Annotated in this window: 12 protein-coding genes; 2 read left to right on the top strand and 10 right to left on the bottom strand. The window is 55.0% G+C overall.

Translation table 11 applies throughout. From position 1 onward, the window contains the following. Positions 1-5: 5 nt before the first annotated feature. The 7 genes from H8S45_RS11250 to H8S45_RS11220 form a co-directional block, all read right to left on the bottom strand. Positions 6-923, bottom strand: coding sequence for a transketolase (locus H8S45_RS11250; protein WP_242977873.1), 918 nt, complete (start codon positions 921-923; stop codon positions 6-8). Then, the gene (locus H8S45_RS11245) at positions 877-1,779 is read right to left on the bottom strand and encodes a sugar phosphate isomerase/epimerase family protein (RefSeq protein ID WP_054327998.1); all 903 of its coding nucleotides are present in this window, start codon (positions 1,777-1,779) and stop codon (positions 877-879) included. The genes H8S45_RS11250 and H8S45_RS11245 overlap by 47 nt, the downstream gene beginning before the upstream one ends. A 21-nt stretch (positions 1,780-1,800) precedes the next feature. Continuing rightward, positions 1,801-3,102, bottom strand: coding sequence for a TRAP transporter large permease (locus tag H8S45_RS11240; protein ID WP_054327999.1), 1,302 nt, complete (start codon positions 3,100-3,102; stop codon positions 1,801-1,803). A gap of 16 nt (positions 3,103-3,118) precedes the next feature. Beyond that, positions 3,119-3,628 (bottom strand): TRAP transporter small permease, encoded by a 510-nt coding sequence (locus H8S45_RS11235; protein ID WP_107631281.1) that lies wholly within the window; start codon positions 3,626-3,628, stop codon positions 3,119-3,121. A gap of 88 nt (positions 3,629-3,716) precedes the next feature. Further along, positions 3,717-4,766 (bottom strand): TRAP transporter substrate-binding protein DctP, encoded by a 1,050-nt coding sequence (gene dctP, locus H8S45_RS11230; RefSeq protein ID WP_054328001.1) that lies wholly within the window; start codon positions 4,764-4,766, stop codon positions 3,717-3,719. A gap of 45 nt (positions 4,767-4,811) precedes the next feature. Further along, the gene (locus tag H8S45_RS11225) at positions 4,812-5,744 is read right to left on the bottom strand and encodes a ketose-bisphosphate aldolase (protein WP_256435209.1); all 933 of its coding nucleotides are present in this window, start codon (positions 5,742-5,744) and stop codon (positions 4,812-4,814) included. A gap of 18 nt (positions 5,745-5,762) precedes the next feature. Further along, positions 5,763-6,731 carry a carbohydrate kinase family protein gene (locus H8S45_RS11220; RefSeq protein WP_054328002.1) on the bottom strand — a complete coding sequence of 323 codons (969 nt, stop codon included), beginning with the start codon at positions 6,729-6,731 and terminating at the stop codon, positions 5,763-5,765. A 337-nt stretch (positions 6,732-7,068) separates the two neighbouring features. On the opposite strand from H8S45_RS11220, the gene H8S45_RS11215 reads away from it, so the two are divergent. Continuing rightward, the gene (locus H8S45_RS11215; RefSeq protein WP_054328003.1) at positions 7,069-7,830 is read left to right on the top strand and encodes a DeoR/GlpR family DNA-binding transcription regulator; all 762 of its coding nucleotides are present in this window, start codon (positions 7,069-7,071) and stop codon (positions 7,828-7,830) included. A 57-nt stretch (positions 7,831-7,887) separates the two neighbouring features. On the opposite strand, the gene H8S45_RS11210 is transcribed toward H8S45_RS11215, so the two are convergent. Both H8S45_RS11210 and gap read right to left on the bottom strand, forming a co-directional pair. After that, positions 7,888-8,799, bottom strand: a complete 912-nt coding sequence (locus tag H8S45_RS11210; RefSeq protein ID WP_054328004.1) for a DMT family transporter — start codon at positions 8,797-8,799, stop codon at positions 7,888-7,890. A gap of 61 nt (positions 8,800-8,860) precedes the next feature. Next, the gene (gene gap, locus H8S45_RS11205) at positions 8,861-9,889 is read right to left on the bottom strand and encodes a type I glyceraldehyde-3-phosphate dehydrogenase (RefSeq protein WP_054328005.1); all 1,029 of its coding nucleotides are present in this window, start codon (positions 9,887-9,889) and stop codon (positions 8,861-8,863) included. Between the two features lie 255 nt (positions 9,890-10,144). Between gap and H8S45_RS11200 the strand changes: the two genes are divergently transcribed. Then, complete coding sequence (locus tag H8S45_RS11200) at positions 10,145-11,227, top strand: ATP-binding protein (protein WP_054328006.1); 1,083 nt, start codon at positions 10,145-10,147, stop codon at positions 11,225-11,227. Between the two features lie 67 nt (positions 11,228-11,294). Here H8S45_RS11200 and H8S45_RS11195 read toward each other — a convergent pair whose 3' ends face one another. Beyond that, positions 11,295-12,038, bottom strand: coding sequence for an S-layer homology domain-containing protein (locus H8S45_RS11195; RefSeq protein WP_147574263.1), 744 nt, complete (start codon positions 12,036-12,038; stop codon positions 11,295-11,297).

Raw genomic sequence — 12,038 nt, 5'->3', positions numbered from 1 at the left:
CCTTTTCAAGCCTGCGCTGTCAGACGTTCCAGTTCACGCTGTGCAAATGCAAGCGTCTCATGCCACTGTTCCGCTGAAAAGCTGGAAAAATGCGCGCCAGTCTGCTCCGCCAGGGGCAATCCTTTCCCCTTGACTGTATTCAATATAATGCAGGCTGGCTTTCCGACGTTATGGTACGCGCGGTCTACTGCTTCATACACCTGCTCTACATCGTTTCCATCCCGTACCTCGGCCACATCCCAACCGCAGGCACGAAATTTTGCACCGATGCCTTCCCCATGACTCATTACTTCGCTGCACAGGCCATCCAATTGTCTTTTATTGTTATCCACCAGACATATCAGCCGGTCCAGTCCGTAATGCGCCGCAAATTGCGCACTCTCCCATACCTGGCCCTCGTCACACTCGCCATCTCCCAGTATGACAAACACATGATTGTCCCGTCCGTCAAGCCGGTTCGCGTAAGCAATGCCGACCGCCGCCGAGATACCCTGCCCGAGAGAGCCGGTCGTCATGTCTACCCCTGGGGTCTTGAGGCGGTCTGTGTGAGAGGGGAAATCCGTATGCGGCTGGTTCAATGTGTAGATATTCTCCAGAGGAAAAAAACCTTTCAATCCTAAAGCCGCGTATACTGCCGGCCCCGCATGCCCCTTGGACATAACGCACCAGTCGCGCTCCTCCCATCCCGGGTTCTGGGGATCGATTTTCATGATGCCGCCGTACAGCACAGCCAATGCCTCTGTAACCGACATAGTGCCTCCCGTGTGGCCAAAGCCCAGCGTTGCGAGTGCGCGTATGGTTTCTACCCGTATCTGTTGTGCAAAAACCTGAAGCTCCCTGATCTTATCCTCCTGCTGCATGAAACGCTCCTTTCCGTTATTCTTCCAGTATGCCACGCAGGAACCGACCGCCAGTCTGTGCATCGCACACCAGCTGCTGCAGCGTAGCGCCATGGCTCAAATCACGCCACACGCGGGTGCGTTTGGCATTAAAAGCCGTAGTCAGCACAAACGGCTCCATCACGACCGCACCAGCATAGCCGGCTTGACGCAGCGCCCGCCCAATCGCTCTCCAGTCCAGATTGGACGCGCCGACCCCCGGCACTCGCCGGTTGGATTCCCCCGCATGGAAGTGTCCCAGCCGGCCACTGACACCCGCGAAACAGATCGCGGCACAGGTATTATCCTCCTCAATATTCATGTGGTAAGTATCCAAATGCACCTTGGCGCGCGGGCTTCCCACCGCCTCGGCGAATGCCACTGCCTCCTGTGCCGTATTAAACAGAAATTGCTCGAACCGATTGACCACCTCAAAGCAGTAATCAATCCCTTCCCGCTCAGCGGCACGCAGGATCGGCTGCAGACTTTGGACCGCATATCCGCAGGCGCGCACTTTCTCTTCCTGCGCATCCCCCTCTGGCTGCGGCGCCCGCAGCCAGGCGGAGTAGTTGACCCCCGACCACAGAGTCATTTCCAGCTCGCTCATGCGTTCCAACACCCGGATACAGTATTCAATGCCCTTTCGGCGCGCCGCTTCGTCGCCGGAAGCAATGTCATTCGTTGCATCCAGGCCGCCGTTCAGCGTAAACCGTACGCCGCAGTCCTTGGCACGACGCAACAGCTTCTGACATGCTTCCGGCGTCATCCGCAGCAGACAAGCCGGATTGACTTCCAGTATCTCCAGTTCTGCCTGCGCGGTTAACTCCAGAATACGGTTTAAATCATCGGATGCTTCGGTTCCCCACCAATATCCCATGTGCAGTCCTATCTGATTTTTCATATTGATTCCCTCTTTGCCGCGCTATGAAGCGCCCAGCAGATTCGGCACCAGCATGACAATCCCCGGAATAAAGGTAAGTACCAGCAGTACGCCTACCAACGCCCCCATATAAGGCAGTGACTCCCGAATGTAATCCTCAATGCGACAATTGCAGATGCCGCAAGTTGTAAACATCTGACTGCCGAACGGTGGAGAAAAGCCCGCAATTGTCAGGTTGATACACATAACGATGCCGAAATGGATCAGATTGATACCCATAGACTGTGCGACCGGTACAAGCAGCGGTGCAAGCAGAATCATCGCCGCGCCGCCATCGAAAAAGCATCCAATGGCCAGCAGCAGGATGTTGACAATCAGTAAAAACAGGTATGGCGAATGGATACCATTGATGATCGCCTCAGAGATCATCATAGGGATGCGTTCCCAAGTCAGGTAAGCGGACAGCGCCTGCGCGCCCGCCAGAATGAACATGACACCGGCCGTTGCTGTCAGCGACTCCATGATGATTGCTTTGATATGCGCAAACTTTAGCTCTTTATAGATAAACGCGCCAACCAGGATTGCGTAAAGGATGGAGATAGCGCCCGCCTCGGTCGGCGTAAAAGCGCCAAAACGCAGGCCCATTACGATGCCGAACGGTACCATCAGCGCCCAAACTGCATCCAGCAGTGCGCGGCCAAATTCTCGGGGTGTGACACGCTCCGTACGCGAAGGGCGGTAATTCCGCTTTTTGGAGATTGCATAGTTTAGTATCATCAGCGTCGCCATGATGCAAAGACCCGGCAGGTAGCCCGCATAAAACATGCTTGCAACCGACACGTTGGACGCCGTAGAATACAGGATTAATACAATGCCTGGAGGAATGATCGGCGTAATACAGGCAGACGCCGCGGTAACGACGCAGGAATAGGCCTTTGAATAACCCATGCGTTCCATTTCAGGCACCAGCATCTTGCTTTCCATTGCCGTATCTGCAATTGCCGACCCAGATAGGCCTCCCATCAGAGTGGAAAGCACGATATTGACATGCCCCAGCCCACCAACCAGATGGCCAACCAGCATATCTGCAAGCACCATCAGCCGGTGTGTGATGCCGGAATAGTTAAAGATAACACCCGCACAGGTGAAAAACGGGATAGCGAGAAACACGAATGACGAATTTGCTGCCACCATTTTCTGGCACATCAGTAAAACGTTCATTGCATTTGGGCTGAAAACAAAATACAGGGCGGTAGCAATCAACATCGCAAATGCCACCGGTACGCGCATAAAAAACAGCACAAACAAAATTACAATCGGCAGCCATGTCCACAGTTGTTCCAAAACAGCTCCTCCTTTCCTACGACCGTTCTTCCAGAGCCGCCACTTCGGTTTCCTGCCCCCGAATGGTCTGAACCAGGAATTTCAGCGAATAACCCGCAAGACAAACCGCCGCCAACGGGATCGGAATATCAAAGAAAAAATAAGGGATATGCAGCGAGGGGCTTTTCCGCGTCCATGCAGACATCGCAAACTGCCAGCCCCAGACAACAAGCGCAACACAGATCGCCGTGATCAGCGCATAGTTCAAGATCAGCACCACACGGCGTGCTTTTTCCGGCAGAGCGTTTACCAATACGTCAATTGCCGTCAAACCCTGGTACCGGTAGACCACTACAACACCAAAGAAAACCGCCCAGTTGAACAGCATGTAGGTCACTTCTTCTGCCCAGTTGAATGAGGTGGCAAACAGAAAACGGCTGATAACATTTAAAGAAATCAGAACCACCATGCCCACCAATGAAACACCGCCAATGACCGATGCGACCCAGTTAACGGTATTCTCCAGCTTTGCTCCTTTCCGTTTCATACAATCATTATCCTCCCGTTTCTTTTTGTTGCGCTTTCAGATACGGCAAGGGCAGCGCCGGCTTGACAGCGCTGCCCTGTAACTGCCGTCATTTATTGCCGCGCGCTTCCTCCAGTACAGCTGTCAGTTCATCGTATACCCCCGGCGTCCAATCTGGGAACTTATCCGGAATGCTCTTTGCCGCCTCGATAAACTCAGTCTTGTCAATTGAGGATACCTGCACACCGGCATCGATCAATTTCTGCTTATATTCATCCTGTACGCCGCCAGACAACTCCAAGAATTCCTGCATATATTTCTGAGCGGTTTCATCCATCGCCGCTTTTGCCGCGTCTGACAACGTGCTATAAACTTCACTGGACATGACGATCGCTGTATAGCCCACCAAATGCTCGGTCTCGATGACATGCGACAGTACTTCATTCCACTTATTCGAATACATGACAGAGTACACACCCTCAGCCGCATCCGCCACGCCCTGGCTGAGCGCCTGGTAAGTTTCGCTCATGGCGATATTTGTCGGATTGCCGCCCAGCATTTCTGCCACAGCATTCCACATCGTCGTGGAAGCGCAGCGGATCTTGAGCCCGTTGACATCCGCACGGGAGGTGATATCTTTTTTCGTCAGCAGATTACGAGTCCCCTCATAATTCAGCGCGATCAAATGCAGCCCTTGAGCTTCCAACTCGGTACACATATCCTGGAATACCTCAGAATTCCATATCGCCATAATCTCCTCCGGCTTCTGGATCAGATACGGGGACATAATCGCCGCCATATCCGGTACATAGTTTGCCAGCCATGCCAGGTCGCAGTCCGCAACCACGCGTTCACCCAGCGCAGCCTGTTCGATCACGTCCGCTGTCGGACCCAGGCTCTCCGTGGTATATATCTCGCCGACGATCTCTCCATTTGAAGCAGCCTCCAGATCGTCAAAAAACCGGCCATACCACTCATACTGGGGATCGGTATTGGATTTGACCAGGTTGAATTTCAACGTGGTGGCTTCCGCCGCAGCACTCTGTCCGCCGCCCGGGTTTTCACCGCCCGGGTTTGCATTGCTGTCCGTTCCTCCTCCGCATGCGGCCAGGGAAAAAGCCATTATTGCTGCCAGCATTCCTGCGATCAGTTTTTTCATTCCTTTTTCTCCTCTCTTCTGCTGTAAAATTAATAGTTGGATGCTTTAATAGCGCTCTGCGCTTAAAAATACATTTTTCATTTTATGGGATACGCGTTCAGCCAAGTGATCCCTGCCGGCACCTATGTATTTCCGGTAATCAATTTGTTCCGGCGCTTCATGCAGATATTTTCTGATCGCACCTGTCATAGCAAGCCTGAGATCGGTGTCCACATTGATCTTGCAGACCGCAAGCCGAGACGCCTGTGCCAGCATTTCCTCAGGAATACCGATTGCTCCGCTGATGTCACCTCCCATTGCATTAATCTCCGCGATATCCTCCTGGTTAACTGACGATGCCCCGTGCAGTACGATCGGCAGACGCGGCATCAGCCGGCTGACCTGCTCCAGAATATCAAACCGCAGCATCGGCTTTTGTCCCGGTTTAAATTTGTAAGCCCCGTGGCTGGTACCGATGGCGATTGCGAGGGAATCCACCCCTGTCCGTTCGGCAAAGTCGCGCGCCTGCTCCGGATCGGTATAGAGTGACTGTTCCGCGCTCCTGCCATCCTCAACACCGGCCAGCGTTCCCAGCTCGCCTTCCACCGTGATGTCATACCGGTGCGCATATTCGCAGACGCTTCGCGTCAGCGCCACATTTTCCTCATAGGGAAGGTGGGAACCGTCGATCATGACTGAAGTAAAGCCAGCTTGAATGAACTCCTTGCAGGTCTCCAGATCTTCGCCGTGATCCAGATGCAGGGCGACCGGCACATCCGCCAGCCGCGCCGCGTTTTCCGCGATGCCGACGATATAGCCTAAATCCGCATATTGGCCCGTAAAGGATGATGCCTGTAGGATGACTGGCGACCGCTGTTCTTTCGCCGCCTTTGCAACCCCCTGGATCACCTCCATATTGTTGACATTGAATGCGCCGACCGCATAGTGGTGATCATAGGCATGCAGCAACATGTTTTTGGTATTGACAAGCGCTCTCAACTCTGTACTCTCCTTTCTCTACTGTGCAATATTTTCTACCAGGTGCCGGTTTTTCCGGATATATTGCCGGACACTTTCCACGTCCGGTACGCCGCCGACCGCACCGGGCGCCTGTATGGTATAGGAGGCGGCAGCCGATGCGAACAACGCGCTCTCATATAGATCGAGCGACAGAAGCTGTGCGGCTTCAAATCCCGCAACGAAGGAATCTCCTGCCCCCGTAGTGGAAGCGATCGATTCCACTGGAAACGCTGGCAGGAAAAACTCTTCCTTGAAATCCGTCATATAGCAGCCCTTCTCTCCCAGCTTAACGCCAAATACTGATAATCCGAACGGCTTGAGCACGTTCCGCATGGCTCGGACATCGGTCTCACCTGTGATCTGCACCGCTTCCTGGTAGCTCGGCAAAAAGATATCTGTATGGCGCAGGGTAGGCGCAATGCGTGGGAGCCATTCCCCTTTCCGGTTCCAAACCGTATCGACTACAGTTCTCACTCCATACTGTCTTGCTTTCTGAAACAGCGGCACGATCCCTCCGTCGTCCAGATTCTTCAGCCGGTAATGGCCGTTCAGGCTGAGCAGGCGTGCCTGCCGCAGCCACTCCTCCGGCACCTGCTCCGCGTAAAGCGTATCGAATATCTCCGTATTGGTCAGAAAATGCCGTTCCCCGTTCGGTTCAATCAAAGCGATACTGGTGCCAGTTGTTTGCCCGCCCCGTACTGCCAGCGAACGGATATCGATATGCCGTTCGTCCAGCCAGCGCCGAAGGAACGCGCCATTTGGATCATCCCCTACGACAGAGACAAGCGCGGTTTCCATACCGAGCGCCGCCGCGTTACAGGCTACATTGCAGGCATCCCCACCTGGCAGCATCTGTATCGTGTCTACCGGCGTTGCGTCCAAAGACAGCGCCTTTTCGGTCACCGGTTTGACGATGATATCGCACATTAACAGGCCAATACAGATAATATCCATTTCATCACTCATTTCCCGCTTCATAATATCGATTTTTATAGATTGGATCAAATTTTATCAAAAATATTTTTATAAATTGATCGATAATAAATCATCTCTCTCTTGTTTAACATTAACTTAACACATGCGATAATATTTGTCAATATTTCGATCAATATTTGACATATTTAAAAATATACAAACTTAACCTTTCCTTTTTGTATATTTAAATGATAATATTCATCTTTTTAATGATAATATTTGTTTCATTATTATTTATTCTCTTATTGACGAAAGTGGAAAGATAAGGTATCATAAAGGTAAATAACAAGGTCATCTTCCCTAAAAATCACGAAAGGAGATGTCTTAAATGGCCGTTCGCACTTCTCGTCTCGACCAAATGGAGGAATATATCCGTAAGCACGATTTTGTTCCTCTCGACGATTTATGTGTAGCATTCCAGCGTTCTAAAATTACGATCCGCCGCGATCTCTCCATGCTGGAGGAAAAGGGAGTGATAGAAAAGGTGTATGGGGGCGCGCGCCCCAGGCACCGCGATATCGGACGTCCCGTTGCGTCATTTACCGAGCGAAACATCTGTTTGACCGATCAGAAGCAATATATCGGTAAACTGGCCGCACAGCATGTCAACGACGGGGATACGCTTTACATCGATTCTGGTACTACCACACTGACCATGCTCCCTTATCTTGCTGAACGTTCGGTCACGATTTTGAGCAACAATTTATATGTGATCATGGAATGTATGAACTATCCCCAGATTAATGTAATCTCTTTCGGCGGCCGTCTGAACGTAAAAACCGCATCTTTAACCGTAGACGACCCCGCTGAGCTAAGTCGCTTCAATATCACAAAGGCTTTTATGGGTACAACCGGCATCAGCTTGCGAAGTGGTGTGACCGATACCTTTGTTGGGGAGAGTACGCTCAAAAGCACGATCACCAAGAACAGCCAGACACGGTATTTGTTGGCAGATCATACCAAATTCGAACTGGTGGCGGTTTCCACCTATGCACGCTTAAGCGATTTCGATTTTCTGGTCACCGACCTTGCACCATCACAGGAGTATCTGCAGTACTGCAAGGAGCACCAGCTCACCTGCTGTTATTAAACAAAAGCGTCCCCTGGCTTCCCTAAGGAAACCAGGGGACGCTTACTGCCATACACCCTATTCCTCCTGCTTATCCCGTGCAAGCAGGAAAATGGTGGACAAAATCAGTGCAAAGCCGATCAGGTCGGTCGGGCTGAAATCCGCTTTCATCCAGAGAACGGCAAGCACCGTCGCGGACACCGGCTCGATCGAGGAAAACAGGCTGCCCTTCTCGGGTCCGACCAATCGGATCCCCTCCAGATGCAGCGTGAACGCCGCGACCGAGCCGACCAGAACAACGACCGCGAGCGCGCTGACCGCCCCGGCGTCCAGCGTCACAGGCATCCGCCACGGGCGGAACAGGAAGGACAGCGCCGTGCCGCCGAGCAGCATGCCCCATGCTGTTACAAGCGCCGCACCGTATTTATGCAGCAGCGGCACCGGCTGCACCGCATAGATCGACATGGCTACCGCGCTCAGCAGCCCCCAGAACAGCGCACGGCTGGACAGGACCATCTCCCCCGGATGCCCGTGCGTCGCCAGCAGGAAGGTTCCGCCCACGGCCAGCAGGATGGACAGCACCTCAATGCCCCGTGGCGGGCGGCGGCTGCGGACCGATAGGTACACCAGGATCAGGACCGGCGAAAGATACTCCAGCACGGTGGCGGTCCCCGCGTTGGAGTATGTGATTGCGGAAAAATATGTATACTGGCACATGCTCATGCCCAGCACGCCAAACACCAGGATGCCGGCGGTGTCCTGCTTCCAGATGCGGAACACCTGCTTTTCGCCCCGCAGCAAGCATAGCAGCAGCAGGATCGCGCCGGCCGACAACAGGCGCACCGAAACCAGCCATCCGGTCGGTACGCCCTTTGCCTGCAGCAGGAACTGGCCGCAGGCGCCGGAAAGCCCCCAAAAGATACCGCCCGTCAGCGTCAGCAGCACGCCGCGCAGCATTTTATCCCGCTTCACACAGTTTTCCCCTTTCACAAAAAGACCTCTTGTGCAGATCACAAGAGGTCTTTTGGTTTTACGTTGCTACAGGACTGACTTACTTGTTGTCAACCTCAGCCATGTGCTCGATGAGCATCAGCAGCTTGTTGGAGTAGCCCCACTCGTTGTCGTACCAGGAAACAACCTTGACGAAGGTGTCGGTCAGCGCGATGCCAGCCTTCTTGTCGAAGATGGAGGTGCGCTCGTCGCCCAGGAAGTCGGAAGAAACAACGTCCTCGTCGGTGTAACCCAGAACGCCCTTCAGGCCGCCCTCGGAAAGCGGCTTCTCAGAAGCAGCCTTCATCGCCGCGCAGATCTCGTCGTAGGTGGCCGGCTTAGCCAGATTGCAGGTCAGGTCAACAACGGACACGTCCAAGGTCGGAACACGCATGGACATACCGGTCAGCTTGCCGTTCAGCTTCGGGTAAACCTTGCCTACCGCCTTGGCAGCGCCAGTGGAGGACGGGATGATGTTGCCGGAAGCCGCACGGCCGCCGCGCCAGTCCTTCTTGGAGGGGCCGTCAACGGTCTTCTGGGTGCCGGTGGTGGAGTGAACGGTGGTCATCAGGCCCTCGGTGATGCCGAACGCCTCGTCCAGAACCTTGGCGATCGGCGCCAGGCAGTTGGTGGTGCAGGAAGCGTTGGAAACAAAGGTCATATCCTTGGTGTAGGTGTCCTGGTTAACGCCCATAACGAACATCGGGGTGTCGTCCTTGGACGGGGCGGACATGATGACCTTCTTCGCGCCGCCGTCGATGTGCGCCTGCGCCTTTTCCTTGGTCAGGAAAACGCCGGTGGACTCGACAACGTAATCAACGCCGTCCTTACCCCACGGGATGTTCTTGGGATCCATCTCAGCGTGGAAAAGAACCTTCTTGCCATCCACGGTGATGGAGTTGTCGTCATACTCAATGGTACCGTCATAGCGGCCGTGCATGGTGTCGTACTTGAGCATGTACGCCATGTAGTCCGGCGTCATGAACGGATCGTTTACCGCTACGAATTCGATATTCGGGTTCTTCAGACCAGCGCGGAAAACCATACGGCCGATACGGCCAAAGCCATTGATACCTACTTTAATAGCCATTTGCAGTGTTCCTCCTCAATTTTGACAATTATCTTCTTGTCGATGGCTTTATTATACACTATCTGGACGATATGCCGCAAGGTGTAATATTTGTGAAATTTTTGTCATTATATTCTGGGTTTTTGTACATTTTTCTTTGCAAAGCGGTCCCGTCTGGTGGTATAATAGAAGCATCATACAAAATATAGTATTGCAGTCCGTAAGCAGCCTTATACCCACAAAGAAACAGAAAGATCAGCGATTCGGAGGATAGAGATGGCGGATACATTTTTCTCTCAGCTTGACAGCGCGGCTCTGCGCGCCCTGCTGAACCGTACCGCGCTGCACGACGCAGCATTGCTCACAGTAGGACCGACGCTATATATTGAGGCCTGCAACGACGCCGCGGCGCGCCTGACCGGCCTGCACCCGCTCGAACGCATCGACCAGCTCTTGAGCGGCGCCTCCGCCGGCGCGCTGCGCGACTGCATCGTGCAGCAGGCACCGCGCACCGTTTATGAGGAGCTGGACGGCGCCGAATACCGCCTGGAACTGCTGCCGCACCGCGGCGGCGCGCTGCTCGCGTTCCTGCACGACAACCGCTCCTCTTACGACGGGAGCCTGCGCGTACTGCACGCAAAAAGCGCGCAGTATCTCGGCACGCTTTTCGCCTGCGCAGAACAGGTGCAGGATCCCGCTCTCGCGGCCGAGCTGCGCAAGCAATGCCTGCGTATGCACCGCATACTAACCCATTCCGATTTCCTGCACGACCCGCCTCTCACCGAGCAGCTCCGCCTATACCGCACCGACCTCGTGGCTCTCTGCCAGACGGCCGCGGCCAATGCGGTGCTGTACGGCCCGTCGCACGGCACCAAAAACATCACCGTACACGCGCCCGATTTCTGCGACGCGCTGATCGAGCCGCAGCTGATCCAAAAGGCTCTATACAACCTTCTGTCCAACGCGCTGCACGCGTCCCCCGCGGGCGGCGATATCGTCCTTACCCTGACCGACGACAGCAGCTTTGCGACCATCACGGTTGCGGATCGCGGCCCCGGCCTGGATGCGGAGCTGTTTGAAGCGCTCCTGACTGGCTGGGAGCGGCAGGTTTCGCTGGACGATTACCTTTCCCTGGCGCGCTGCGGCGCGCCGCTCGGCCTCGGTCTGCCCCTGATCCAGCGCATCGCGCAGGCCCACGGCGGCAGCCTGCTCCTGTCCCCGCGGGAGGGCGGCGGAAGCGAGCTGCACATGAGCATCGCCCACCTGCCGGCCGCGCTTGCGGATAACAACCTGCGCGCGCCGATGATTTTGGAGGAGGGCTACTCGCTCGAAGAGATCGAGTTTTCCATCTTTGACTGACTGCCTCGGCACAGGCAAAAAACCGCCGTATCCACCCGGATACAGCGGTTTTTCTTTTGGGGTTGTCTTACCGGCCGGCATCCGAGGCGATGTTTCTCAAAACCTGCGCCAGTTCCGCGCGAAGCACATTGCCCTGCGGAGCGAACGAACCGTCCGTGTTGCCGTTCATCAGCCCATTCTTCAGGCAGAACGCAACGCTGTCCGCCGCCCAATCCGAGATCTGCGAAGCGTCGGTGAACTCCTGCACGGCCATGCCGTCGCCCGGCACAGTTTCGGTCAGGCCGTTCTCCTCCAGCAGGCCGAGGTAGCGCGTCAGCATCGCCGCGAACTCCTCGCGGGAAACCGTTTTCCCAGGGCGCAGGCGTTTCTCGTCGTCGCCGGTGAGGATGCCTGCGTCAAAGCAGAAAGTCATCGCCAGATAGTAGTCCTGACCGATATCCGCGTAGTCGGCCATCTCGCGGATGCCCATGCCCGCGGCGCCCGCTGTCAGCTTTTCGTCCCTGTTTTTGGCATCACGGTAGAGCGCGTCCGCAACCGCCTGACGGCTGACCGCGTGCAGCGGCCAGAAGCCCGCGTCCACCGGCGCGGCAAGATCCATCAGTCCCTGCTCCAGCACATAGTGGACCGCCGGCGCATACCACGCGGTATCGGCCACGTCGGCCGGCAGGGCAGTCTCCAGCCCATCCACCACCGTATTGGCGCCCGTATCCTCCGCCACGTCGGACGCGGTGTCCGCCGCCAGTGCGGTGGCCGACATGGACAGCACCGTCGCGCCGGTCAAAAAAAACGAAAGCACCTGTTTGAATGTCAT

Origin of the sequence: Agathobaculum faecis (genome assembly GCF_014287995.1) — a bacterium.
In the GTDB taxonomy this organism is placed as follows: Bacteria; Bacillota; Clostridia; order Oscillospirales; family Butyricicoccaceae; genus Agathobaculum; species Agathobaculum ammoniilyticum.
The sequence above is the reverse complement of the archived record's forward strand: the minus strand, read 5'-3'. Positions and strand labels throughout refer to the sequence as shown.